Source organism: Rhodococcus sp. no. 34, assembly GCF_054589475.1.
Genome location: NZ_BAAILK010000012.1, coordinates 32,243 through 57,749, shown reverse-complemented (window position 1 = coordinate 57,749; position 25,507 = coordinate 32,243). Strand labels below are relative to the sequence as shown.

Genomic DNA, 25,507 nt, shown 5'->3' with positions numbered 1-25,507 from the left:
GTTACAGTTGCACCCATGACGCGGCAGAAGATTTTGATCACCGGTGCCAGTTCGGGTCTGGGAGAGGAGATGGCCAGGAGATTCGCCGCGGCCGGTCGCGACCTCGCGTTGTGTGCCCGGCGGACGGATCGTCTCGACGCGCTGCGTGGGGAGCTGGTGGCGCAGTACCCGTCGATCAGCGTCGCAGTGCGCGAACTCGATGTGACCGAACACGATTCCGTCGTCCGGGTTTTCGGTGAGCTGCGCGACGAGTTGGGTGGCCTGGACCGGGTGATCGTGAACGCCGGGCTCGGTAAGGGCGCCAAGATCGGAACCGGAAAAGCGCACGCGAATCTTGCAACAGCGCAGACGAATTTTGTCGGCGCGCTGTCGCAGTGTGAAGCTGCGCTCGAGATCTTCCGCGCGCAGGACGCCGGACACCTGGTTCTCGTGTCCTCGATAAGCGCGGATCGGGGGCTACCCGGGCCAAAAGCGGCCTATTCGGCAAGCAAGGCCGGGGTAGCGGCTCTGGGTGAGGCGCTCAGTATCGAGTTGGCGCGCACACCTATTCGGGTCACCACCCTGCTGCCGGGCTTCATCAAGACCGACATGTCCGCCGGCGCCGGCGACGACGCAGCGCTCATGGCCAGTCTGGACGAAGGCGTCAGTGCCATGGTCGACGCCATCGAGAAGGAAACCACCCGAGCGGCGCTACCCGGCCTCAAGTGGCAAGGGATAGATGCGGCCCTACGATTCCTGCCCAACTCCGTGACAGCGAGGTTTGTCTGATGAGCATCCACATCTCGAACGGTAAGCCCCGGGTAGTGATCGTCGGTGGCGGCTTCGGTGGACTGTATGCAGCGAGACGACTCAAGAAGGCTGACGTCGAGGTAGTGCTGATCGACCGGGGAACGAGCCACGTCTTCCAGCCGCTGCTCTACCAGTGCGCCACGGGTCTGCTCTCCGAAGGGCAGATCGCAAGTCCGCTGCGGCATCTGCTCGAGGACAACAAGAACACGAACGTCGTTCTGGGCGAGGCCAAGTCGGTGGACGCGGACGCCGGGATACTGACTGCCAGTCGCTTCGACGGGTCAACCTTCGAACTGCCGTACGACTACCTGATCGTGGCGGCCGGAATGCGGCAGTCGTACCACGGCCAGGACGAGTTCATCAAATGGGCGCCTGGCATGAAAACCCTCGACGACGCTTTGGCGATCAGGCGCAGTCTCATTGCTGCGTTCGAGATGGCCGAATCGCTCCCGACGGCGGAAGAACGTCGACCGTGGCTGACATTCGCCGTGGCGGGCGGTGGACCCACCGGCGTCGAATTAGCCGGGCAGATCCGCGAATTGGCGATGCACGCGCTGACCAACGAGTTCCGGTCCATAGACCCGGACGAGGCAAGGGTGCTGCTCTTCCACGGCGACGATCGGGTGCTCCCTTCGTTCAGTCGCAAGCTCTCGGCCGCCGCCAAACGTACTCTCGACGGGATCGGCGTCGAGACTCACCTCGGCGTGCACGTCACCGACGTGTGCGAGACCAGCATCGAGACGACGGACAAGAAGACAAAAGAGAAGCGGCAGTACGAGACCCGCACGATTCTGTGGACCGCGGGCGTCGAAGCAGTGCCGTTCGCCGAGGCACTGGCCACGGCGCTGGGTGTGAAGCAGGTCGGCGGTGGCCGCATCGAGGTGGAAGCCGATCTGACCGTTCCCGGCCACCCGAACGTCTACGTGGTGGGCGACCTCATGTCGCGGGACAAACTTGCCGGGGTGGCCGAGGTCGCGATGCAGGGTGGTCGGCACGCCGGTGCCCGGATCGCTGCAACCGTGGAAAACGGAGTGCCCAGCCGAAAACCGTTCAAGTACCGCGATCTTGGAACCGCGGCCTACATTTCGCGACGCCACGCGTTGCTTCAGGCAGGGCCGGTCCAGTTGTCCGGGTTCATCGGATGGGTGTCATGGGGAATCATCCACATCGCATTCCTCGCCGGTTTCCGCAATCGCGCCAGCACGGTGCTGAACTGGGGCGCAACCCTGGCGTCGAAAACGCGTCGGGAACGGGCAATCACGTACGGCGACCCCGAAACCGCTCGGCAGCCGTACAACTGAGGGTTACTCAGTCTTGAACACGGGGTTTCCGGCGGCGTCGATCATCCACCACAGGCTGCCGACGCTCTGTCCGAGCATGTCTCCGGGAACCTTGTCGTCGAGGTACCGATAGACGGGCTTGCCGTTGACGGTGATCTGGAAAGATCCTTCAGGCCCGTCGACAGTGTCGATGACGGCGTCGATTCCTTCGACGATCGGCGAATCCGTGACCGAGGTGACCGCCGGCCAGTAACGCAGGCAAGCTTCGTCGCACGACCCGGCTTGTGAGTTCTCCTCGTCCGGGTTGTAGACGTAGACGGTCATGCCTTCGCCGTCGACGGCGATCGTCCCGAGTGGGGAGTCGGCGGTCTTCAGCAGGGGTGCATCAGCGGCGGCGGGTGGCGACAGCGACGTCGCAATGGCAGTGACGTTGTCTGCGCTGTCCCCGGAATCGAGGGCGTCGGGCGAGCAACCGGTGAGGATCAGGGCGGTACTCGCAACCGTCGCGAACAACCACTGTCTGCGCATGACGTCTCCGTTCTGGGCGGGAGTGCTCGGGACAAGCAATCGGGGATACCCGTTGCGGACGAGCTGAAAACGCCGGGCGTCCGGATTCCTCGACAATAGCTCTGTTACAGAGCTATTGTGAGGTTGTGGATGGAAACGGAGCAGATCTTGCGGATGACGTCCTGGAGACGCTCGGACAATTGCGCCGGGGCACGAGGAAGGCGTCGGGGCGGCCGTTTGCGGAACGACCGCTCGCCGGCGCCCAGATCGAACTCGTCAGGCTGCTACGACGCAACCCGGGTCTGTCGGTGGCCGAGGCCGCCGGGCGATTGGGTGTCGCGGCAAACACGGTGTCCACCTTGGTGCGGCAGCTCGTCGACGATGGAGTGATCGAACGCGTTGCCGACGAGGCAGACCGCCGCGTCGCGCGATTGGTACTCGCGGACGAGGCGCGCGCCCGCGTCGAGGTGTGGCGTGATCGCCGGAGTGTGATTGTCGGTCAGGCATTGTCGAGTCTGACCGGAGAAGACAGGGCGAGGATCGAGGCTGCGCTACCAGCCCTGTCGCGATTGGCGAGCGCTCTGGCAGCAGCCGGATCAGAAGGTGAGGGGTAGTGAGATGCTGAAACAGTGGTGGAAGAGCCGAGCGGCAGGTTCACCCGACCCCGGCGCACACGCGGTCGAGATCGACTCGGTTACATACAAGTTCGGCGACCACCGCGCGGTGGACAACCTGAGTCTGGTCATCAATGCGGGGGAGTGTTTCGGCCTGCTCGGTCCCAACGGCGCAGGAAAGACTACGACGATCAGGTTGCTCAACACGTTACTTCCTCTGCAAGACGGTGACATTCGGATTCTCGGTCGCTCAGTTCGTACCGAGGCGATGACCATTCGGCGCTACCTCGGGTACGTGCCACAACAGCTCTCGATCGAAAGCGCATTGACCGCACGCGAGAACGTGACCTGGTTCGCGCGACTGTACGACGTTCCGCGGTCCGAACGACGCGAGCGCGTCGACCAGGCGCTCGAGATGGTGGACCTACTCGATTCAGGTGATCGTCTGGCGTCGGGTTTCTCCGGCGGTATGGTACGACGTCTCGAACTTGCGCAGGCGCTGGTGAACCGACCGTCGTTGCTGGTGCTCGACGAACCGACGGTGGGGCTGGATCCCATTGCCCGCGAATCCGTCTGGCAGCGAGTGGCGGAGATGCAGAAGCAGTACGGCATGACTGTGCTGCTCACGACGCACTACATGGAAGAAGCCGAGGAGTTGTGTGATCGTGTTGCGTTGATGCATCACGGTGAACTTCGTGCAGTGGGCGAGCCGAGCGCGTTGGCCGCCGAACTGGGGCCGGAGGCCACTCTCGAAGACGTGTTCCGTCACTACACCGGCGACGATCTCACCGGCGACAAGTCAGGAGGTCTCCGCGATGTCCGCAGTGCCCGTCGCACAGCGCGCCGCTTGGGCTGATCCCACTACCAACAGTCTTGCTCGATTGCTCTCGAGAATTTACACATTCTGCCTCGTGGAGGTTCAGAAGTTGCGGCACGACCGATCTGAATTGGTCACGCGCGCAATCCAGCCGATCCTCTGGTTGGTGATCTTCGGTCAGACGTTCAGTCATATCCGAGCGATCCCGACTGGCGACGTACCGTATCTCGACTTTCTCGCGCCGGGCATCATTGCGCAGTCCGCTCTTTTTGTTGCGATCTTCTACGGAATCCAGATCATCTGGGAGCGTGACGCGGGAGTCCTCACCAAACTCATGGTGACGCCGACGCCACGAGCCGCGCTGGTCACCGGAAAGGCATTTGCAGCCGGTATCCGTGCGGTCGCCCAGGCCGTGGTCGTAGTCGTTGTAGCGGCGCTGCTGGGCGTGAGCATGACGTGGAACCCGATCAAGCTGCTCGGCGTCGTGGCTGTCGTTGTCCTCGGCTCGGCGTTCTTCGCCTGTCTGTCGGTTGCGATCGCGGGGATCGTGCTCAAACGAGATCGATTGATGGGCATCGGCCAGGCGATCACCATGCCGTTGTTCTTCGCGTCCAACGCTCTGTACCCGGTCGAACTCATGCCGACGTGGGTTCAGTGGCTCAGTCGCATCAATCCGCTGAGCTACGAGGTGTCAGCGCTGCGCGGTCTGCTGATCGGAATGCCGACCGATTACCTCGTCGACTTCGGCGTGCTGATCGGGGCCGCGCTGCTCGGAATCATCACAGCTTCGGCACTATTGGGCCGCTTGACTCGCTGATCTGACTCGCTGATCTTCGCTCCGGACTAGTCGCGAGTGAACGGTGGGGTGTAGGTGCTGCAATCCGGAGGGACGGCCGGGAGTCCTTCGGACGAGCGAAGTTTCTCCGCAATCGATGAGAGCAAGTCCTGCGATTCAGGGGAGAGATCGACCGCTTTTATGGCCAGAGAACGTAATTCGCTGTCGTGAAACTCTTCGACAACCGAACGGTCTTCTTCCGGAATCAGTTCGGGATCTTGGCGAGGTGTCGGGCCGAAGAAGTACTCTGCTGCTACGCCGAAGTAATCGGCCAATGCCAAAACGACTTGCTCCGACGGATTTGTGCGCACACCGCTCCGGAGTTGAGAGAGGTACGGTGTCGAAATCTTGCATCCACGTTGCGAAAGGGCTTCCACAACTTGTGCGTTGGTGAGTCTCGGTGCTGTGGCCGGGTACAAGGCGTTCAAACGGTCCTTGAATGAATCGGTCACAATTCCTCCCTCGAGCGTGACCCAGCGTCACAGCTACTTCGCAGTTTTCACATAGTAGACGACACGGTTATTCTGGACTCCGGTCGAAAGTCCTTTCACCTGCGGATATTTGGCGCGGAGAGATTCCAAAGACTTTGTAAAGTATGTGATTTACACCGCGTACTGACCGTTCGTTTTGCCAACGGGCGTGCGGGTGGCGTATAAGCAAAATGTCGGTGGTTACGCCGTTGCGCTGCAGGTTCTTTCGGCCGGTCCTATGTAGCTGCGTCGATGCATTGTGGCCCTGTCTGTAACGTGCGAGCACTGCCGCCGGGCGCCGGGCGTCACTCTCTCCGGCGGTTGGCGAGCCGCGTGTTCGGAACTCTTTCTCGGTGCTCTGCTCGACGCTCGCGCGTAGTGATGGGCGCGTATTTTTCTCGGCAGTCGAGAGTGAGCGGGCAGGTGTGTCGACCTGTTGAAAGTGGCGCGCGTCGAAAGCGGCCGATTGGTATGTCATCGACGTTGGAACACAGTGCTTCTCGTCAGTCGCCGCTATCTCCTGCGGTGATATCAGCGTCGCCCGGACGTGTTTTGCGGCAGACCGAGCTCGAGGCGCAGCGTCCCGGCACGACATGTCGACCGTCGCCTTTGCGTCTTTCGGATCGGAATAGCCCGCTGCGCCGGTAGTAGTCGACGTCAGTCGCAGTCGGGTGCGGTCAGGACCCTTCGAAGGAATACGCGGCTTGCACACGGAGGGCGACAGTCCGGGCGGCAATTCTGTCGCACAGATCTACCATCAGCCCCTGCCGTGGGCTGCTCCTCCTGCAGGATGCGTGCCTCGGCCTCGGAAGCGGCTTATGGCACGGGGCTTGCTGACCGGCGCATACTGGTTACAACGCGGTGTGTTCGAAGGGCAGGACTGACATGGTCAGTGTCGAGAAGTGGGCGATGTGGGATTCCGCCGTGGAGGTGGATGTCACCGAAGGCGCTGCGCTGCCCACTGCGCACGCGTTGATCGCAGCTGCCATCGACGAAACCGAAGCGGTCTGCGACCTTCGCCGGGGTGACGCCGAGATTCACGCCGTCAACCTCGCTCAGGGAACTCCGGTCAAAGTGACTCGGCGTATGTCTGCTCTCTTGCGGTCGGCGCTGTGGGCGGCTCGTATGACCGGCGGCGCAGTCAATCCGCTTGCCGACAATTACTCCGAGGACGAGTCCATCCCTCCGGTCCACCCGACCCCGACGTTCGAGGACGTACAGCTCGACGGAGACGTGGTGTACGCGCCCTGGGGTGCGTCGTTCGACATCACCGGAGTTGCCAAGGCCGACACCGTCGATCGCGCCGCGCAGATCGTCGCCGCCGAATTACAATGCGGCGTTGCTGTGCGGATCGGCGACGTGATCGCCACGGCCGGCCATGCACCGGCTGGTGGCTGGCAGATTCCGGTGCCGGACAGCGAAGAAGTCGAACTGATCAACGGAACCGCGATGGCGACGGCGCGGGCGCTGGAGCTGCCCTCCTGGGAGCCGAACCAGGAGCGGCCCTCCACGGAATGGGCACAGGTCTCGGTGATTGCTGACGACGCGGTGTGGGCGTACGCCGCGAGCGAAGCTGCGTTGATCCGGGGGATAAGCGCCATCAAATGGGTTGAACAGCAAGAGCTTCGCGCTCGGCTCGTCGACCGATCCGGACGCGTGTACACAACGGAAAGTTGGTTCGGCCCGGCCGCCGCGTGAGTCAGGCCCGTCCGCGCTCTCTGCGGTACCACTGCACCAGAGCATCTGTGGATGTGTCGCCGAGGTCGCCGGGTGCTGCTTCGGAAGAGAGCGCAGGCCCCAGTTCCAGTGCCTGCGTCTTGCCGAGTTCGACGCCCCACTGATCGAACGGATTGACACCCCACACAGCACCTTCGACAAATACCTGGTGCTCGTAAAGCGCGATCAACTGACCGACGACCGAGGGGGTCAGCTCCTTCGCCAAGATAGTGCTCGACGGTCGGTTGCCTGGCATCACCTTGTGCGGCACCAACTCCGGTGCCGTGCCCTCTGACGCGATCTCTTCGGCAGTCTTGCCGAACGCGAGAACCTTTGTCTGAGCGAAGAAGTTACTCATGAGCAGATCGTGCATTGATCCCGTGCCGTCCGCAGTAGGCAGATCGTCGGTGGATTCCGCGAACCCGATGAAATCGGCAGGCACCAGCCAGGTGCCCTGATGCAGGAGTTGGTAGAAGGCGTGTTGGCCGTTGGTTCCGGGCTCGCCCCAGAAGATCTCACCGGTGGACGTGGTCACCGGTGAGCCGTCGGCGCGAACCGATTTGCCGTTGGACTCCATGGTCAGCTGCTGCAGGTAGGCGGGAAAGCGCAGCAAGTCGTTGGAGTAGGGCAGCACTGCGCGGGACTGTGCGCCGAAGAAGTTGGAGTACCAGAGCCCGATGAGGCCGAGGAGGACCGGCGCGTTCTGCTCGAGCGGTTGGTTTCGGAAGTGCGTGTCGATCTGGTGGAAACCGTCGAGAAACTCCGCAAAGCGAACGGGTCCGACGGCACACATGACCGACAAGCCGATCGCCGAGTCGACGGAGTAGCGCCCGCCGACCCAATCCCAGAACCCGAACATGTTCGCGGTGTCGATGCCGAACTCCGCCACGCGATCACCATGGGTGGAGACTGCGACGAAATGCTTGGCTACGGCCGAGACGTCTTCGCTGCCCAGACCGGCGAACAGCCAACGCTTTGCCGCTGTCGCGTTGGTGAGGGTCTCGAGGGTGGAGAACGTCTTGGATGCGACGATGAAGAGCGTCGTCTCCGGATCGAGGTCGTCGAGCTGTCCGACCAGATCGACAGGGTCGATGTTGGAGACGAACCGGACGCTGATTCCGGCGTCGGCGTAATGCCGTAGTGCGCGGTAGACCATCACCGGCCCGAGGTCGGAACCGCCGATGCCGATGTTGACGATGGTGCGGATGCGCTTGCCGGTAGCTCCGGTCCACTCGCCGCTGCGCACACGATCGGCGAAAGCGCCCATCGCGTCCAGAACTTCGTGAACGTCGGCGACGACGTCTTGACCGTCGACGGTCAGCGCAGAATCCTTGGGCAGACGCAGCGCTGTGTGTAGTACGGCGCGGTCTTCGGAAGTGTTGATGTGATCGCCCGCGAACATCGCGTCGCGTCGTGCCTCGACGCCGGCCTCGCGGGCCAGGTCGACGAGCAGCGCGAGAGTTTCGCGGCTGACGCGATGCTTGCTGTAGTCGATGTGAAGATCACCGGCGTCGATCGTCAGCTCTCGCCCGCGGGCTGGATCGTCCTGGAAGAGTTCTCGCAGGTGAACGCCTTCGATGTCGGCGTAATGAGCGCGCAGTTTCTGCCAGGCTGAGGTTCCGGTGATGTCAGTGCTCACGATCATCGACTTTAGTGGCACAAGCTGGAAACTTCCGCGTGAGTCTCGCTCGCGGGCAGACGGACGCGGCTCCGACGAGCATCATGGAACCCATGGACACATTCGAATTCATTCGATCAGTTCCCACCCAGTTGTTCGTCGGCGGTCGGTTCGTGCCCGCGGAGAACAACGCGACCTTCCCGGTGGCGGATCCGGCGACCGGGAAATCGTTGACCGATGTCGCCGATGCGAGCCCCGCGGACGCGCTGCGCGCTCTCGACGAAGCCGTCGCCGTCTCGTCGAAGTGGGCGAGCACACCTGCGCGCGAGCGTGGTGAAATCCTGCGAGCCGTCTTCGAGAAGATCACCGAGCGAGCCGAGGACGTGGCGCTGCTGATGACCCTCGAAATGGGCAAGGCACTCGCCGAAAGTCGCGCCGAGGTGAAATACGGGGCGGAGTTCTTCCGGTGGTTCAGCGAGGAGGCCGTTCGCATCGGCGGGCGCTACACGCCGGCGCCGGCGGGCAACGGCCGGATCCTTGTCACCAAGGCGCCGGTCGGACCGTGTCTGGCTATCACTCCCTGGAATTTCCCGTTGGCGATGGGTACCCGCAAGATCGGCCCGGCATTGGCCGCCGGCTGCACGATCATCGTCAAGCCCGCCTCGGAGACCCCGTTGACGATGTTGTTGCTTGCTCAGCTCATGGCCGAAGCAGGGTTGCCCGACGGAGTCCTCTCGGTGTTGCCGACATCGAAATCCGGTGAAGTGACCGGCCCTCTCATCGACGACCCTCGACTGCGCAAGCTCACCTTCACCGGGTCCACCGGCGTCGGCAAGATGCTGGTGGAGAAGTCCGCGAAGCGATTGCTCCGCACGTCGATGGAATTGGGTGGCAACGCACCCTTCGTGGTGTTCGACGACGCGGACGTCGACAAGGCAGTCGAGGGCGCGGTACTGGCGAAGCTTCGCAACGGTGGCGAAGCATGCACCGCCGCCAACCGGTTCCACGTCGCCAACGCCGTGCGTGAAGAGTTCACGACCAAGCTGACCGAGAAGATGGCGACTTTCACGATGGGACCCGGTACCGACCCGGAGACGAAGCTCGGGCCGCTGATCAACCAGAACCAGCTCGACACGGTCGCGGAGTTGGTTGCAGATGCGGTGGATGCCGGGGCGAAGGTGCGACTGGGCGGCGAAGCGCCGGGTGGCGAAGGGTACTTCTATCCAGCCACGGTGTTGGCAGACGTTCCGTCCAGCGCGCGGATTCTGAAAGAAGAGGTGTTCGGACCCGTCGCCGCGATCACCGGCTTCGACACCGAAGCCGAGGGAATCGCAGCCGCCAACGACACCGAGTTCGGACTGGCCGCGTACATCTTCACAAGGGATCTCGACCGTGCGCTTCGGGTTTCCGATGCACTGGAATCAGGAATGATCGGCGTCAACCGCGGAGTGATCTCGGACGCGGCAGCGCCGTTCGGTGGCGTGAAGGAATCCGGATTCGGCCGCGAGGGCGGGACCGAGGGGATCGAGGAATACCTGAACACGAAGTACATCGCGCTCGAGAGCTGATACACCCGCGAACGGCCACATCGGGACTGCCAGAGGCATCCGATGTGGCCGTTCGCAAGTGATCTGGGTGTGCGCTAGTGGCCCAGGCGTCCGCGGCCCAGGCGCAGGAGCAGCATCGCGAGAGTGTGGCCTTCCTGGCCCAGCTCGTTGAATCGTTCTAGGACCTTCATCTCGCGGCTGTGCACCAGACGCGGACCACCCGATGCCATCCGGGTACGGCCGATGATCTGGGAGACCTCGGAGCGGCGTTTGATGGCCGCGAGGATCTCGGCGTCGAGACGGTCGATTTCTTTCCGTAGTCCGTCGATCTCCGCCTCACTCTGGGGGATCTCGACGTCTGTCGGAGCAGTTTTTACAGTATCGACAGTATTTCCATGGGGGGCTGCAGCCTGGGTGCTCATTGCTATTCGTCTCCTCTTCCTACTGCGTGGATCGTGGTCTCGGCTCGGGTCGTTACCGATCCAGGCACACTGACGAAAATGCCCCGGATCCGATTCGGACCAGGGGCGGGTGAGCTGTTCAGATCACGTGCACCGAGGTCCGGGGCACGTAAAGTAACGCCACAGCGGGCCGACGGGGTCGGCCGTGTTGTCGCGAACGGAAATGCTGAACATAGCGTCCAGTTTGCCATGCTCGACACAGGTAATCCAAGTGCCTCTACCAGCAGGTGGACGCACTGACGACCGTGTCGGTGGACGCCGGTAGCGTGGACAGGCGATGAACACGTACCCAGCACTCGGTGAGCACGACGGACATTCCCAGCACGACGGGGGCGGCGCGCGGGGACACGACGTGGGTTCGGACGCCCTCCTCGAGGGTCTCAACCCGCAACAGCGCGAGGCCGTGGTCCATGCCGGTTCGCCGTTGCTGATAGTCGCGGGCGCCGGCTCGGGCAAGACTGCAGTGCTGACGCGTCGCATCGCCTATCTGTTGGCCGAACGGGGTGTCACCCCCGGTCAGATCCTGGCCATCACGTTCACCAACAAGGCTGCGGCCGAGATGCGCGAGCGTGTGGCAGCTCTTGTCGGACCGCGTGCCAACGCCATGTGGGTATCGACGTTCCACTCCAGTTGCGTGCGGATCCTGCGAGCACAGGCGGCGCTCCTGCCCGGTTTGAACTCGAATTTCTCGATCTACGATTCCGACGATTCGCGTCGACTGCTGACGATGATCTCGAAGGACCTCGAGCTCGACACCAAACGATTCTCCGCGCGGCTTCTCGCCACTCACATCTCCAACCTGAAGAACGAACTCGTCGGACCGGAAGAGGCGATTGTCGCAGCCGATCAGGATCCGGCCGAACTGCCGCGGCTGATCGCCAAGGTCTACGGCCACTACCAACAGCGGCTGCGTGCTGCGAACGCACTCGACTTCGACGATCTCATCGGTGAGACCGTCGCGCTTCTTCAGGCGTTTCCACAGATCGCCGAGTACTACCGCCGCCGCTTCCGTCACGTGCTCGTCGACGAGTACCAGGACACCAACCACGCGCAGTACATGCTTGTGCGTGAACTGGTCGGCGGAGCCGGAGAGTCCGACCACGCCGTTGCCCCGGCCGAACTGTGCGTCGTCGGTGACGCCGATCAGTCGATCTACGCATTCCGCGGAGCCACTATCCGCAACATCGAAGAGTTCGAACGCGACTACCCGGATGCTCGGACCATCCTTCTCGAACAGAACTACCGTTCGACGCAGAACATTCTGTCTGCGGCCAACTCCGTGATTTCCAAGAACACCGGCCGACGAGAAAAGCGTCTGTGGACCGATTCGGGTGAAGGCGAACTGATCGTCGGCTACGTTGCAGACAACGAGCACGACGAAGCATCGTTTGTCGCCTCGGAGATCGATCGGCTGGTGGACCAGGGCGAGACCAAGTTCGCCGACATCGCGGTGTTCTACCGGACCAACAACTCCTCACGCGCGCTCGAGGAGATCTTCATTCGACTCGGAGTGCCGTACAAGGTGGTCGGCGGCGTTCGCTTCTACGAGCGCAAGGAAGTTCGGGACATCGTCGCGTATCTGCGCGTCCTCGCCAACGAGGACGACACCGTGAGCCTGCGACGCATTCTCAACACGCCCCGACGCGGTATCGGTGATCGAGCCGAAGCCTGCGTCGCCGTGCACTCCGAGCACCGCAACATCAGCTTCGCCGCCGCTCTCCGTGACGGCGCGGAAGGCAAAGTGGCGCTGCTCAATACGCGGTCACAGAAGGCCATCGCGTCGTTCCTCGAGATGATGGACGGGCTGCGGGCCCTGCTACCGACAGCAGCCGCCGACGAGGACGAACCGTTCGAGCTCGGTGACATCGGTGAGGTTGCCGAGGCGGTGCTCGAGCGCACCGGCTACCGCGCCGAGCTTGCGGCGAGCAGCGATCCGCAGGACGGCGCGCGACTCGACAACTTGAACGAACTCGTCAGCGTGGCAAGGGAATTCAGTTCCGACGCGCGAAACGCGGCCGGGCTGATCGATCCGGACGACGAGGAAACCGCAGCAATGCGTGAAGGCGAACCCGATCCGGGTTCGCTTGCCGCCTTCCTCGAACGGGTATCGCTTGTCGCCGACGCCGATCAACTGCCGGACTCCGACGACGGCGTCGTGACCATGATGACGCTTCACACCGCCAAGGGCCTCGAGTTCCCGGTCGTCTTCGTCACCGGTTGGGAGGATGGGCAGTTCCCGCACATGCGCGCCCTCGGCGATCCGGCGGAGTTGTCCGAAGAGCGTCGACTTGCTTACGTCGGCATCACCCGTGCCAGGCAGCGCCTGTACCTGACGCGCGCGATCATGCGTTCGGCGTGGGGGCAACCGATCCAGAACCCGGCGTCGCGGTTCATCCAGGAGATCCCGGAGGACCTGATCAACTGGCGCCGTGAGGATCCGGGCACCGGTGGCGGATTCGGAAGCGGCAGGCCGGGTTACGGCAGCGGAAGCCGCTACGGCAGCCAGGGCGGCCAGGGATACGGCGGCGGGCAGAACTACGGGGGAGGGTCCGGCAAGGCCGCGTCGACTCCCAGTTTCGGTGCCGCGCGTGGCCGCAACAACATTCTGGTCCTCGCCACGGGTGACCGCGTCAGTCACGACAAGTACGGTCTGGGCACCGTGTTGGAAACCAAGGGCACTGGCCCCACCGCGACGGTCACCATCGACTTCGGTAGCGCGGGCAAGGTGCGGTTGATGCTCATCGGCGGTGTGCCGATGGTGAAGCTGTAGAAGACAGGCAAAAACTTCCGGCCCGTACCTGGAAAGGTGCGGGCCGGAAGTTTTTCATCAGAAGCGTTGGGCTTGCGATCAGTCCTGCTCGACGCCGAGGCTGATGCCGCGTGAGGCGAGCCAGGGGAGGGGATCGATCTTGTTCTCGCCGGCGAGATGAACCTCGAAGTGAAGGTGCGGGCCGGTGGAGAAGCCGCGGTTGCCGACAGTGGCGATCTGGTCGCCGGCCATGACCTGCTGACCGACCGTGACGGTGGACGTGTCGATGTGGCCGTAGACGGTGATCGTTCCGTCTGCGTGCTGTAGGCGTACCCACATGCCGAACCCGGAAGCCGGACCTGAATCGATGACCTTGCCGTCGGCGACGGCGACGATGGGCGTCCCGATCGGGGCGGCGATGTCGACGCCGGCGTGCAGGGTGCCCCAGCGGGTGCCGAAGTTGGACGTGAAGGTGCCCACTGCCGGCAGGACGAACAGCGGGCGACGGGCAGCGGCTTCGCGTGCTGCGCGCTCGTCACTGAAACGCTGGCCCTTGGCAAGCAGGTTGCTGAACTGGGAGAGGTCGGTCGGCGCTGCGACGTTGAGGACCTGCGGAGCGTCGGCCTCGGTGGTGGCTGCCGTGGAGGTGGCCGGAGCGAACTGAGCGGCCTGCGGTTCTGCGGTGGTACCGATCGCGGAGGACTCGTTGGCGAGTGCAACTTCCGAGTGGTCGGCGGCAGAAGAGGAACCGTCGTTGACAACTGCCTGGCCCGCGGCGACAACCGCGCCGGCTGCAACTGCCAGAACGGCGGCGCGGCCCTTGAGAGCGGAGGGAGGGGTGGGGAGTCGGTGAGCACCGCTGCGGCGAACCGGAGATTCGACATCGACTGTCGGTGCGGAGGAGGCGTAAGTGGGGGTGCTGATCACGTCGGACTCGACGAACTCGTGAGAGTCGGAATCTGACGACGTGGAGGATGAATTTCGAGTGAACATATCGGTAGAGATCTCAGAACTTTTGGTCTCGGTGTAACGCCTGGCCGAGTGCGTTGGATAAGTGGTCGTGACCTCGTCTGGAGCTGAGTTCGAGAACCTACTAGCGGTGAACTGGCTGCGGTGATGCATATGCCGGTTCTCTCCTCGAGTTCGTGATCAGCCCGTGACTTAGACCGACTGACGGTAACGAAATGATTGCGATGGGCGCAAGCCGTAGCGGAAACCTGTCCGATTATGTGACGTGCCTCACAGCTTGACCTGGGAATATGCCGATTCGGGCAAAACGGACGAATCATCTCGTTTCGTGATCGCGCGTGTCACAACCGGATCACCGGTCCATTCAGGCACTACCGTCGATCGAGTGTCCACAACACCTGGAACTACGTCGCAGGCGCGTATCGACGACCCCGGAGTGAAGTCCGGGGCGCCACTCGCGGCGGTAATCGGACTGCTCGGTGCCGTCGGAGTGGCAGCCAGTCCCGTCGTCGGAGTCGGGAGTGGCCGCGGGGTCGACACGACGGGGGCTCTTGCTTCTGCCGCTCTCTTCGCTGCCGTCTGCACGATCGTCGTGCCGCTGGTTGCGGTGCTCACCTCGGGGCGCAGGCCCGCCTTCGCAGGTGGACTCCTGGCAGGTATCGGCGCGGTGTCCCTCGGCGCGGCGGTCCTCGACGTTCAGTTGTTCGTCGACGCAATCGATGCAAACCGCTTGGACCTTTTCCGTCCGATTTCGGCGGGTTCGATCGATGCGGGTCCGGGCGCTTATCTCGCGCTCGCGGGCCACGGACTTCTTGTGGTGTCCGGTGTCCTCGGCTTCATGGTCGTCCATCGTGAATCGGAGCGGGACGGATACGGCAGCGCTCGCGCCGCGGAATTCGACGGGCGATCGGTTGGCGGGCGGATCGGTGGGTGGCCGACAGCGCTGCTGATTCTGGCCGCGGTGGTGTTCGTGCTCTCCCTGTTCGGTCCTTCCTTCAGTTCGCAGGATCCGATCTTTCTGGTCAAACCGCTCGTCGACTCGGCGGCGGCCACCGCCGTCGGTACGGGATTGGTCGGCGTCGCGGTACTCGTTGCGGTCGCGGCGGCATTGACGTCCATCTCGCTACCGGTGGGCTGCGGCGCCCTGATCGGTGTCGGTCTCGGCGCACTCGCAGTCAGTGGAACCAGGGTGATGGCTGGGTTCGCGGCCGGCGATCGGATCGGCGTCGGTTCGGGATCGGTGGTCGGGGCACTGGCCGCCGTGGTCATCGCCGTGATCGGCGTTTCAGCTCCCTACCTCGCTTCCAGGCGTGAAAAAGATGCGATTCCCGCTGAAAGTGTGGTTCGCGCACCCGCGAAGACGACAAAGGGTGCGCTGAAAGCGGCGATGGTGGCTCAGTCCCGGGCGGCGGAAGCGCGGGTGAACAGACTTCACCGCGTTGCCGGTATCGGCGCAGTTGTCACCGCAGCAGTGGCAGCCCTGGGCGTGGCACTTCCGGTCCTGTCGTTGCCGGAGAACATCCCCGAACCGTCCATGCTCTCGTCTCGAGTTGTCCTGCTCGCGGCTGCTGTACTGCTGGTCGCCGGTCTGGGCTTGTTCGCCCCGGGCCGCGCCGCGGTGGTGCGGCCGGCCGTCGGCGTGTTGTGGACCACGGTCGTGATGGGAGTCGCCGCTGTCATGCAGTCGGCGGTCATCGCGACGGACGTACCGGGCGTCGGGTTGGGGGCCGGCGCCTTCGTGCTCTGCGGCGCGGCTTTCCTCGCTGCGGCGACGGGACTGCTCGTCTGGCTGGCGGGAAGCGCCGAGCGTGAGGATGTCGACACGTCGGTAGGTGGCGGTTCGCGAGGGCTGGTGCTTATCGTCGGTGGGATCGGCGCCGTCGCTGTCCTGATCGGAACCGCGCTTCCCCTCTATCAGGGCGACACCTATACGGCGGCCTCAGTTCTGGAGTGGCCGTGGGGAATTGACGTCTGGGGTCAACTGCTCGTCGGCGTCACCGTCGTGATCGCCGCTGTGATCGCAGCGTCCGCGCGGCCGTCGCGGGGCGCGGCATTGCTGATCGGATCTGCCGTGGCAGCTCTGGTGTACGTCGGTGAGTGGCCGCTCACGTCATCGCGCATATCGGACGCAACCGTGGGGGTGGGTGCGATCACAGCGGCCACGGGCATAGTGTTGCTTCTCGTTGCAGCGTTCTCGAGCGCAAGAATCAGTGAGACTGATGCTTGACAAATTCGGTGTGGCCACCTTGCCGAATCGGTGAGGCGTGCCTCATCGGGCAATTGCGCGTGACTTGGGCCACATAGCATCAATGCGGGCGCAAACCGAACGCGGCAACTGGTTAAAGTCCAGAACAGACCCGCTCCTACCCCTCGAGCGGGTGACAACGCAGACGAGACGGTGAGCAGATGGATCTCTTCGAATACCAGGCGAAGGAACTCTTCGCCAAGCACGGAGTGCCGACTTCGGCTGGACGTGTTACAGACACAGTCGCCGGCGCACGCGAGATTGCCGAAGAAATCGGTAAGCCCGTGATGGTGAAGGCACAGGTCAAGGTAGGCGGCCGCGGCAAGGCCGGTGGCGTCAAGTACTCGCCCGACGTGGATGCCGCAGTGGCAAACGCCGAGGCAATCCTGGGCCTGGACATCAAGGGCCATGTCGTCAAGAAGCTGCTGGTCGCAGAGGCAAGTGACATTGCCGAGGAGTACTACATCTCCTTCCTGCTCGACCGCACCAACCGCACCTACCTGGCCATGTGCTCGGTAGAGGGTGGCGTCGAGATCGAGGTCACCGCCGAGGAGAACCCCGACGCTCTCGCCAAGATCCCCGTCGACGCAGTCAAGGGCGTCGACCTCGCGTTCGCGCGCAGCATCGCCGAGGCAGGAAAGCTGCCCGCAGAGGTGCTCGACGCAGCGGCCGTGACGATCCAGAAGCTGTGGGAGGTCTTCATCGGCGAAGACGCACTCCTCGTCGAGGTCAACCCCCTCGTTCGTACGCCTGACGATCAGATCCTCGCCCTCGACGGCAAGGTCACCCTCGACGAGAACGCAGCGTTCCGTCAGCCCGGCCACGAGGCATTCGAGGATCGCGACGCTACCGATCCCCTCGAGCTCAAGGCCAAGGAAAACGACCTCAACTACGTCAAGCTCGACGGTGAGGTCGGAATCATCGGCAACGGCGCAGGCCTGGTCATGTCCACCCTGGACGTCGTCGCATACGCCGGCGAGAACCACGGTGGCGTCAAGCCCGCCAACTTCCTCGACATCGGCGGCGGAGCTTCCGCTGCAGTCATGGCTGCCGGCCTGGATGTCATCCTCAACGATGCACAGGTCAAGAGCGTGTTCGTCAACGTCTTCGGCGGCATCACCGCGTGTGACGCAGTTGCCAACGGCATCGTCGGCGCACTGAAGACCCTGGGTGACGAGGCCAACAAGCCGCTCGTCGTTCGCCTGGACGGAAACAACGTCGAAGAGGGTCGTCGCATCCTCGCCGAGGCCAACCACCCGCTGGTCACGGTCGTCGCAACCATGGACGAGGCCGCCGACAAGGCCGCCGAACTCGCTCACGCAGCGAAGTAAGGGACTCACAGAACAATGGCAATCTTCCTCACCAAGGATTCAAAGGTCATCGTCCAGGGCATCACCGGCGGCGAGGGCACCAAGCACACCGCTCTGATGCTCAAGGCCGGCACCCAGGTCGTCGGCGGCGTCAACGCTCGCAAGGCCGGCACCACGGTCTCGCACGTTGCTGCTGACGGTTCCCCTGTCGAGCTCCCCGTCTTCGCGACGGTCGAAGAGGCAATCAAGGAGACCGGCGCAGACGTCTCCATCGCATTCGTTCCCCCGGCCTTCTCGAAGGACGCCATCGTCGAGGCCATCGACGCGGAGATCCCGCTCCTCGTGGTCATCACCGAGGGCATCCCGGTTCAGGACTCCGCTTACGCTTGGGCGTACAACGAGTCCAAGGGCAAGAAGACGCGCATCATCGGACCGAACTGCCCCGGCATCATCACCCCGGGTGAGGCCCTCGTCGGCATCACGCCCGCCAACATTGCAGGCACCGGCCCCATCGGCCTGGTCTCCAAGTCGGGCACCCTGACCTACCAGATGATGTACGAACTCCGTGACTTCGGCTTCTCCACCGCCATCGGCATCGGCGGCGACCCGGTCATCGGAACCACCCACATCGACGCCATCGAGGCGTTCGAGAAGGATCCCGAGACCAAGGTCATCGTGATGATCGGTGAAATCGGTGGCGACGCGGAAGAGCGTGCAGCCGATTACATCAAGGCCAACGTCACCAAGCCGGTCGTCGGCTACGTGGCAGGCTTCACCGCTCCCGAAGGCAAGACCATGGGCCACGCCGGCGCCATCGTCTCCGGTTCCTCGGGTACGGCTCAGGCCAAGCAGGAAGCTCTCGAAGCTGCAGGCGTGAAGGTCGGCAAGACGCCGTCCGCCACCGCTGCTCTCGCTCGCGAGATTCTTCAGTCCCTGTAAGGGGCTTCGCCCCCGTGCGTGGTTAGGGAGTCTCCGGACTCCTTAACCACGCACAGTGGTATCGACCCACATCGACCCGGCAGGTTCCAACTGCCCGGCACCGGATGTGATGGATGCGACGATCGAATCGAGATCGTCGGCGTCACCGGCGGCGAGCGTCATCACCGCCTTCGATCCATACGTAGTTCCGAGCACCGAGACGCCCCGCGCTCTCAGCTCCGCTTCCACCCGACCGGCCTCTGAGTGCCGGATCGCCAAAGTGCGCAGGACCTTTCTCTCCCTGGCCACAAGCTCGGCCGAATCGAGAGCCACCGAGACCGCTCCCGAATACGCGCGGACCAATCCACCGGCGCCGAGCTTGATTCCGCCGAAATAGCGCGTGACGACAACAATCACATCGACCAGATCTCGAGACTTGAGAACTTGAAGCATCGGCACCCCGGCAGTGCCGCCCGGTTCACCGTCGTCGTGTGCACGTTCGACGCGTGAGTTCGCCTCGTATCCGATCACGAAAGCCGAACAATGATGGCGCGCATCGGGATACAGCGATTTCTGCTCCGCGACGAACTCCGTGGCGGCTTCGGCGTCGTCTACTCGGTGAAGCGCGGCGATGAATCGTGAGTGCTTCACCTCGGTTTCGACGACGTGGTCGGCGCCGGGCGCGAGGGTGAAGGGCATCTGCCCATTGTCTCCTGTCGGTGTTAGCGTGCGAAGTCGAGACACATACGCTGGTAACCATCGAAGACCGTCTACGAGGAGAAGTCATGACGTTCACGCCGCAAGGGCCCAGCTTCGGGCCACCGAATCAGCCGGCAGCGGGCGGTGGAACCAAGAATCTCGGATTCATCCTGCTCATCGCCGTCGCGGCACTCGGCCTGATCAATTTCCTGCTCGGTTTTGCGCCTTTCACGTCGATCAGTGGAAGCAGCAGCGGCATCGGTAGCGGCCTGGACACCAGTTCGAGCTTCTTCGAGTCGAGCATCTACGGCCTCGGATTCGTTTTCGCCGGCGGTGTGGTCGCGGGCGTATCGCTCCTCCCGAAGCAGTCGTATGCAGGCATTGCAGCAGCGCTCACCCTCACGGGTTTCTTCGCTTTGGTGTTCGCCGCATTCTCCGTCGGTACCAGCGACTACGTCGACATCAGCCTCGGTTGGGGTCTGATCATCGTGCTGATCCTCTCGTTCGTGCAGACGGTCGTCGCAGTCGCCGCGTTGTTGTTCGAGATCGGAATCCTGAGGGCGCCCGCGCCCCGACCGATAGCTCAGCAGTACGGTCAGCAGCAGCCTTACGGCCAGGCGCCGGGGCAGGCGCCCGGTCAGCCACAGGGATACGGACAGGCTCAGTACGGCCAGCCGCAGCAGGCTCAGCAGCCGGGCCAGTACCAGCAGAATCCGCAGTACGGGCAGGCGCAGCAGCAGGGATACGGGGGAGCGCACGCCGCCCCCGTCGACCCGGCTGCTTCGCAGCAGCCTTACGGCCAGACTGCGTCTCCCTACGGTCAGAACCCGGTGCAGAATCCCGGACAGACCGACTCGTCGGCCGCGACGACGTCGTCTTACCATCCGCTGACCTCTCAGCCCGCGAGTCAGCCGAACCCGAGTTACTCGTCGGATCAGTTCACCGCTCCACGCGGTTACGGCCAGCCGTACAACCAGCAGCAGACTGGCTCGACCGAGCAGCCGACGGGCTTCGAGCCGCCTACCTTCGAAGCGCCGACGCCGTCTGCGGAACCTGACCAGGGCAGCAGCGATTCCGCGGCCGAGACCAAGGTCTTCGGCTCGCAGAACCCCGACGAGCGTCAGCAGTAGTACTTCTTCGTTTCACGAACATGAATGTGGCCTCCGACCCGCTGCGGGTGGAGGCCACATTCCGTGAGCCCGACGGCGCGCCTGAGTGCGCGGCGCACTGTCGAGTGAAACCCTCGAGGGGATGAGTTCTTTGATTGATGGCACCCGGTCCCGTCCCACGTCCTCACGACCCGGACGTGGTCGTACTGGCAGCGGCCGCGTCGGCGGCGGTCGCCCGGGACCGAACCCGGACCTGGCGCGCAAGTTGCTGACTGTCGCCTTCCGACCGTCGGGCCTGACGATGCTGCTGATCGCGGCTGTCGTCGTGGTCACTTTGGTATCGGCGAGCAGCGACCTGACCGGAACCTTCGGCGCCATTGCCACTACATGGTTGGTCATCCACCAGGTGCCGGCGACTATCAGCGGCGTCCAACTCGGTGTACTGCCACTGCTTCCAACGGCGGTCATGATGTGGGTGGTCGCACGCCGATGCGCGTCGACTGCGGTGCACACCGACTCCCGTGACGACACCCTCCGCCTGGTGGGGGCGGCAGTAGCCGGGCCGTTGACTATCACGGCAATCGCTCTCGCCGTTGTCGCCGACGCCTCCGCGGCAATTCCGCTGTCGAGCCCCAACACGTTGGCCGCTTTCGGCTGGGTCGCCGGGATTCACCTGATCGCCGCGTCCGTCGGTGTTGCTGCTGCGCACTGGGATCGCGTCGTCGCCGAGATTCCGCCGTGGGCATCTGCCGCTGTTCGTCCGGCCGCGGCTGCGTCGGCAGCGCTGCTGGCTGCGGGCGCCGTGGCCGTCGTGGTGTCGCTACTCGTGTCGTGGTCGACGGTCGGTGACCTACTCGCACGAGGCAACGGGTTTGTCGGCGTACTGGGATTGACGGTGTTGTCGCTGCTCTACCTGCCGAACCTCGTGGTCGGTGCAGCCGCGGTGATGACGGGATCGACGGCCGATTTCGGAAACGTCTCCATCAGCGTGTTCGGCAACATCGGTGGAGATCTGCCACCCTTGCCCCTTCTCGGAGCGGTTCCGGAAGGCGTCGCCGGCGGAATCTGGCCGGTGCTGTTGGTCGTTCCGGCTGCGGTGGGTGTGATGCTCGGCCGTGATTGCGCTCGACGCATCGCCGGGCAGGACAGTGTGCTCGCAGTGCTGACGGCAGCTGCCGGTGCCGGCGTCGTCATGGCTCTGCTTGCCCTTGCTGCGGGGGGAGACCTCGGGCAGTTCGGCACCGTCGAGGTCCTGTGGTGGGGCTTCGGTCTTCTGACTTTTGCGTGGCTGGGATTGTTCGGAACCGTCTCGGCGCTGTTCGCGATGTGGTTCTCACACCGCGGACACATGAAGGACGAGGTTGCGCCGCCGACGGATGAACCGGCTCGAGCATCCGAGCCCGAACTTGCGATCACGGCCGCGGCCACAACGGATGGCGAGGACGACGAAAACGCCGACGAAGTGCTCGCCCAGGAATCTGCGGTGGTAGTGACCAAGGTCGTCGAAGCCGAAATTGTCGAAGAATCAGGCGAACCCGTGCAGGTAGTGACAGAGGAAACCGTCGAGATCGAAGTAGTCGACGCGGAGGTTGTCGCGGCACCCGAGGCGGACCCCACAGCCGGGGCGGAGCCGGAGACCGACCTGCCCTCGAAGTCGCAGGAGTCCAGCGACTAGGCTGTCATGCGGCCGATACTCCGGCCGCATCATCTTCCAGTTCTCAGGAGTAGTGCGCTGACTGCCTCGGCCGACAATCCGCAGCCGACAATGCCCGACAGGGTCCAATTTCGCGACTCTGTCGCGCGGGTAGTCGTACTCGCTTCCGGCGCTGGAACCCTGCTGACTTCGCTGATCGACGCTTCGCATGCCGAGGGATACCCCGCCGAGATCGTTGCCGTCGGTGTAGATCGTGACTGCCTCGCCGCCGAGCACGCTGCGGATTCGAAGATCCCGTCCTTCAAGGTCTCGATCAAGACCTACGAAAATCGTGCCGCCTGGGACGAGGCGCTGACAGCAGCAGTGGCCGAGTACGAACCCGATCTCGTGGTCAGCGCAGGCTTCATGAAAATCCTCGGCCCCAGCTTTCTCGAGCGTTTCGGCGGCCGAATCATCAACACTCATCCCGCGTTGCTGCCTGCCTTTCCCGGCGCGCACGCGGTTCCCGACGCTCTGGCGTACGGCGTGAAGGTCACCGGTTCCACGGTGCATCTCGTCGACGGCGGAGTTGATACCGGGCCGATCTTGGCGCAGGAAGCTGTGCCGGTGCACGACGACGACACCGAGTCTTCGTTGCATGAACGCATCAAAATTGTGGAGCGACGGTTGTTGGCGGACGTCATCGCCGCTGTTGCTACGCGCGGAGTGGTTTCCGATGGACGAAAGGCCGTGATCCCCAGTGAGTGAACGCAAGGCTGTGCGCCGTGCACTTGTCAGCGTCTACGACAAGAGTGGTCTGATCGAGCTGGCCACGGGCCTGCACGAGGCCGGTGTCGAGTTGGTCTCGACCGGTTCGACCGCGTCGAAGATCGCCGACGCCGGAATCCCCGTGACGCCGGTCGAGGCTCTGACCGGATTCCCGGAATGCCTCGAAGGCCGTGTGAAGACGCTGCATCCGCGCGTCCACGCCGGCGTTCTCGCCGATACCCGCAAGCCGGATCACCTCGCTCAGCTCGAGGAACTCGGCATCGCGACCTTCGAATTGGTGGTCGTGAACCTGTACCCCTTCACCGAGACGGTTGCCTCGGGCGCTAGCCCGGACGAGTGCGTCGAGCAGATCGACATCGGCGGCCCGTCGATGGTGCGTGCTGCAGCCAAGAACCATCCGTCGGTTGCCGTCGTGGTCGATCCGGCTCGGTACGCCGACGTCCTGACTGCCGTTGCCGGTGGCGGATTCACCTTGCGTGAGCGCACTGTGCTTGCGGCGCAGGCTTTCCAGCACACTGCGTCGTACGACGTCGCGGTTGCGAGCTGGATGACGAGCACGATCGCAGCTGACGAGGACGGTTCGCTGTTCCCGGCCTGGGTCGGTGCGACCTGGAACCGCAGCGCTGTTCTTCGCTACGGCGAGAACCCGCACCAGGACGCTGCGCTGTACGAAAACCCGGCTGCGCCTGCAGGTTTGGCTCAGGCGGAGCAGTTGCACGGCAAGGAGATGTCGTACAACAACTACACGGACTCCGACGCAGCGTGGCGCGCAGCGTACGACTTCACTGATCCGGCCGTCGCAATCATCAAGCACGCCAACCCGTGTGGCATCGCCATCGGCACCGACATCGCCGACGCCCACCGCAAGGCGCATGCATGCGATCCGGTCAGTGCTTTCGGTGGTGTGATCGCTGCCAACCGCGAGGTCACCGTCGAACTGGCCGAGCAGATCGCCGACATCTTCACCGAGGTCGTCATCGCGCCCTCGTACGAAGACGGAGCTGTCGAGGTTCTGCAGCGTAAGAAGAACATTCGTGTTCTGAAGGCAGCCGCTCCGACCGCTACCGGAATCGAACTGCGTCCGATCTCCGGCGGTACCTTGCTCCAGCAGCGCGACGTCCTGGACGCCGACGGCGACAACCCGGCCAACTGGACCCTCGCCAACGGTGAGGCTGCCGATGCCGAGACTCTCGCTGACCTCGAATTTGCTTGGCGCGCCAGCCGTTCGGTGAAGTCCAACGCGATCCTGCTGGCCTCCGGCGGTGCCTCTGTCGGCGTCGGCATGGGCCAGGTCAACCGCGTCGACGCAGCGCATCTGGCTGTTCAGCGAGCCGGTGACCGCGTCGTAGGTTCGGTTGCAGCTTCGGACGCGTTCTTCCCGTTCCCTGACGGTCTGCAGGTGCTGCTCAACGCCGGCGTCAAGGCTGTTGTGCAGCCGGGTGGTTCGGTTCGCGACAACGAAGTGATTGCCGCAGCCAAGGAAGCCGGTGTCACTCTCTATCTGACCGGTGCGCGCCACTTCGCGCACTGACTCCTACGTCGGTAGCGGGCCTCGACTCCTCAACGGGAGTTCGGGGCCCGTTCTGCATTCAGGCCGCCCGGGTCTTTCAGGCGGCGCTGCTGTGGGTGCCCTGGAGTTCGCGCGGTGAGCCGGTGATGACGACGCGTGAGGCTCCGCGACTGCGGATCTCGCTGATCAATGCGCCGAGGGTAGCTTCGTGGGCCGCATCGGAGTGTGAAAGATCCAGGGTGACGGCGTATCCGGTGAGGTCACCGGGCAGATCGACATACGGCGGCGCGATGGACAGTTGGTTGACTCGAAGTTTCATGTGGTGCTCCTGCGTGTGAAAGGTAAAAGAAAAGGCACCCGAGGCGTTTGCCCTGGGTGCCCGAGAACGAATCCGGTGAAACTGGGGATCATTCTCGGGGTACACCGCGCTTGTTGCCCATGTGCTTGGCCGACATTGCGGCCGAAAAAATGTGCTTGTCTGCGGTGCAGCTGCGCCACGAAGGTACGGATACGACGTGCGGGTGTAGCGACATGATGTCCGTTCCTTTCTGTGTGGCGTTGCTGGTTAATGGATGACCGTACAGCACGGATCGAGGGTTCGCACCAAGAAAAAGCGCCGCGAACGTAAACTCCGGGTGACTTCTGTCCCCAGGTTCGCTGGATTGAAAGAGTCTTCATTGCAGGTCAGGCGTAGAAAGCAGAATTCCCTCCGCGATGGTTCGCGGAGGGAACTTTCTACCTGAAAAAGAGGACGTTCGGTCTGTGCGTGATCAGGAGAACGAACGGACCCACGCTGTGAAGGGCTCCGAGAACTCTGCCGAGTACGGAAGCGGCGCGACGTAGTCGGCACCGGTGGACTGTTCGTCGCCGATGTCCTTGAGTACGAAGTTGGCGTTGCGCATCCGCACGGAAGTCAGCGCTG

General features: G+C 63.6%; 22 protein-coding genes and 1 pseudogene. 15 read left to right on the top strand and 8 right to left on the bottom strand.

Annotated features, from left to right (window positions below):
- The first annotated feature begins 15 nt into the window (after positions 1–15).
- The gene (locus tag ACYP01_RS01080; protein ID WP_219465944.1) at positions 16–768 is read left to right on the top strand and encodes an SDR family oxidoreductase; all 753 of its coding nucleotides are present in this window, start codon (positions 16–18) and stop codon (positions 766–768) included.
- Complete coding sequence (locus tag ACYP01_RS01075) at positions 768–2,090, top strand: NAD(P)/FAD-dependent oxidoreductase (RefSeq protein WP_003946361.1); 1,323 nt, start codon at positions 768–770, stop codon at positions 2,088–2,090. The genes ACYP01_RS01080 and ACYP01_RS01075 overlap by 1 nt, the downstream gene beginning before the upstream one ends.
- 3 nt (positions 2,091–2,093) lie before the next feature.
- Here the strand turns inward: ACYP01_RS01075 and ACYP01_RS01070 are convergent, their stop codons facing one another.
- Positions 2,094–2,597: a COG4315 family predicted lipoprotein gene (locus ACYP01_RS01070; RefSeq protein WP_003946334.1), complete on the bottom strand. Its 504-nt coding sequence runs from the start codon at positions 2,595–2,597 to the stop codon at positions 2,094–2,096.
- Positions 2,598–2,722: 125 nt separating this feature from the next.
- Here ACYP01_RS01070 and ACYP01_RS01065 point away from each other — a divergent pair, with 125 nt between their 5' ends.
- From ACYP01_RS01065 to ACYP01_RS01055, 3 genes are read left to right on the top strand one after another with little or no spacing between them, the layout of a single operon-like run.
- On the top strand, positions 2,723–3,190 hold the full coding sequence (locus tag ACYP01_RS01065) for a MarR family winged helix-turn-helix transcriptional regulator (RefSeq protein WP_218747638.1): 468 nt from the start codon (positions 2,723–2,725) through the stop codon (positions 3,188–3,190).
- Between the two features lie 4 nt (positions 3,191–3,194).
- Complete coding sequence (locus ACYP01_RS01060) at positions 3,195–4,046, top strand: ABC transporter ATP-binding protein (protein ID WP_459678244.1); 852 nt, start codon at positions 3,195–3,197, stop codon at positions 4,044–4,046.
- Positions 4,006–4,824: an ABC transporter permease gene (locus tag ACYP01_RS01055; RefSeq protein WP_007727621.1), complete on the top strand. Its 819-nt coding sequence runs from the start codon at positions 4,006–4,008 to the stop codon at positions 4,822–4,824. The genes ACYP01_RS01060 and ACYP01_RS01055 overlap by 41 nt, the downstream gene beginning before the upstream one ends.
- A gap of 26 nt (positions 4,825–4,850) precedes the next feature.
- Here the strand turns inward: ACYP01_RS01055 and ACYP01_RS01050 are convergent, their stop codons facing one another.
- On the bottom strand, positions 4,851–5,294 hold the full coding sequence (locus tag ACYP01_RS01050; RefSeq protein ID WP_003946341.1) for a helix-turn-helix domain-containing protein: 444 nt from the start codon (positions 5,292–5,294) through the stop codon (positions 4,851–4,853).
- Positions 5,295–6,197: 903 nt separating this feature from the next.
- Between ACYP01_RS01050 and ACYP01_RS01045 the strand changes: the two genes are divergently transcribed.
- Positions 6,198–7,010, top strand: coding sequence for an FAD:protein FMN transferase (locus ACYP01_RS01045; RefSeq protein ID WP_007727618.1), 813 nt, complete (start codon positions 6,198–6,200; stop codon positions 7,008–7,010).
- A 1-nt stretch (position 7,011) separates the two neighbouring features.
- Here ACYP01_RS01045 and pgi read toward each other — a convergent pair whose 3' ends face one another.
- Complete coding sequence (gene pgi / locus ACYP01_RS01040; protein ID WP_333823609.1) at positions 7,012–8,667, bottom strand: glucose-6-phosphate isomerase; 1,656 nt, start codon at positions 8,665–8,667, stop codon at positions 7,012–7,014.
- 92 nt (positions 8,668–8,759) lie between these two features.
- Here pgi and ACYP01_RS01035 point away from each other — a divergent pair, with 92 nt between their 5' ends.
- On the top strand, positions 8,760–10,214 hold the full coding sequence (locus tag ACYP01_RS01035; protein ID WP_459678239.1) for an NAD-dependent succinate-semialdehyde dehydrogenase: 1,455 nt from the start codon (positions 8,760–8,762) through the stop codon (positions 10,212–10,214).
- A 74-nt stretch (positions 10,215–10,288) separates the two neighbouring features.
- On the opposite strand, the gene ACYP01_RS01030 is transcribed toward ACYP01_RS01035, so the two are convergent.
- Entirely contained in the window at positions 10,289–10,615 is a 327-nt protein-coding gene (locus tag ACYP01_RS01030; RefSeq protein ID WP_459678237.1) for a chorismate mutase, read from the bottom strand.
- Positions 10,616–10,931: 316 nt separating this feature from the next.
- Here ACYP01_RS01030 and pcrA point away from each other — a divergent pair, with 316 nt between their 5' ends.
- Positions 10,932–13,424: a DNA helicase PcrA gene (gene pcrA, locus ACYP01_RS01025; protein ID WP_459678234.1), complete on the top strand. Its 2,493-nt coding sequence runs from the start codon at positions 10,932–10,934 to the stop codon at positions 13,422–13,424.
- 78 nt (positions 13,425–13,502) lie between these two features.
- Here the strand turns inward: pcrA and ACYP01_RS01020 are convergent, their stop codons facing one another.
- Positions 13,503–14,525 (bottom strand): M23 family metallopeptidase, encoded by a 1,023-nt coding sequence (locus ACYP01_RS01020; RefSeq protein ID WP_030534879.1) that lies wholly within the window; start codon positions 14,523–14,525, stop codon positions 13,503–13,505.
- Positions 14,526–14,757: 232 nt separating this feature from the next.
- Between ACYP01_RS01020 and ACYP01_RS01015 the strand changes: the two genes are divergently transcribed.
- The 3 genes from ACYP01_RS01015 (at position 14,758) to sucD (ending at position 18,866) form a co-directional block, all read left to right on the top strand.
- Positions 14,758–16,599 (top strand): hypothetical protein, encoded by a 1,842-nt coding sequence (locus ACYP01_RS01015; RefSeq protein WP_459678231.1) that lies wholly within the window; start codon positions 14,758–14,760, stop codon positions 16,597–16,599.
- A 179-nt stretch (positions 16,600–16,778) separates the two neighbouring features.
- On the top strand, positions 16,779–17,948 hold the full coding sequence (gene sucC / locus ACYP01_RS01010; RefSeq protein WP_003946426.1) for an ADP-forming succinate--CoA ligase subunit beta: 1,170 nt from the start codon (positions 16,779–16,781) through the stop codon (positions 17,946–17,948).
- Between the two features lie 15 nt (positions 17,949–17,963).
- Complete coding sequence (gene sucD / locus ACYP01_RS01005; RefSeq protein ID WP_003946432.1) at positions 17,964–18,866, top strand: succinate--CoA ligase subunit alpha; 903 nt, start codon at positions 17,964–17,966, stop codon at positions 18,864–18,866.
- A 42-nt stretch (positions 18,867–18,908) separates the two neighbouring features.
- On the opposite strand, the gene ACYP01_RS01000 is transcribed toward sucD, so the two are convergent.
- The gene (locus tag ACYP01_RS01000) at positions 18,909–19,544 is read right to left on the bottom strand and encodes an IMPACT family protein (RefSeq protein ID WP_003946418.1); all 636 of its coding nucleotides are present in this window, start codon (positions 19,542–19,544) and stop codon (positions 18,909–18,911) included.
- A gap of 86 nt (positions 19,545–19,630) precedes the next feature.
- Here ACYP01_RS01000 and ACYP01_RS00995 point away from each other — a divergent pair, with 86 nt between their 5' ends.
- The 4 genes from ACYP01_RS00995 (at position 19,631) to purH (ending at position 24,606) form a co-directional block, all read left to right on the top strand.
- Positions 19,631–20,674, top strand: a complete 1,044-nt coding sequence (locus tag ACYP01_RS00995; RefSeq protein WP_459678227.1) for a DUF5336 domain-containing protein — start codon at positions 19,631–19,633, stop codon at positions 20,672–20,674.
- A 121-nt stretch (positions 20,675–20,795) separates the two neighbouring features.
- Positions 20,796–22,328: a cell division protein PerM gene (locus ACYP01_RS00990; protein ID WP_459678224.1), complete on the top strand. Its 1,533-nt coding sequence runs from the start codon at positions 20,796–20,798 to the stop codon at positions 22,326–22,328.
- Positions 22,329–22,334: 6 nt separating this feature from the next.
- Positions 22,335–23,054 carry a phosphoribosylglycinamide formyltransferase gene (purN, locus tag ACYP01_RS00985; RefSeq protein WP_030534875.1) on the top strand — a complete coding sequence of 240 codons (720 nt, stop codon included), beginning with the start codon at positions 22,335–22,337 and terminating at the stop codon, positions 23,052–23,054.
- Complete coding sequence (gene purH, locus ACYP01_RS00980) at positions 23,047–24,606, top strand: bifunctional phosphoribosylaminoimidazolecarboxamide formyltransferase/IMP cyclohydrolase (RefSeq protein WP_003946407.1); 1,560 nt, start codon at positions 23,047–23,049, stop codon at positions 24,604–24,606. Before purN ends, purH begins: the two co-directional genes overlap by 8 nt.
- A 76-nt stretch (positions 24,607–24,682) precedes the next feature.
- On the opposite strand, the gene ACYP01_RS00975 is transcribed toward purH, so the two are convergent.
- Both ACYP01_RS00975 and ACYP01_RS00970 read right to left on the bottom strand, forming a co-directional pair.
- Positions 24,683–24,904, bottom strand: a complete 222-nt coding sequence (locus ACYP01_RS00975) for a hypothetical protein (RefSeq protein ID WP_003946391.1) — start codon at positions 24,902–24,904, stop codon at positions 24,683–24,685.
- 451 nt (positions 24,905–25,355) lie between these two features.
- Positions 25,356–25,507 (bottom strand): annotated as a pseudogene (locus ACYP01_RS00970) (alpha/beta hydrolase); the annotation flags it as partial.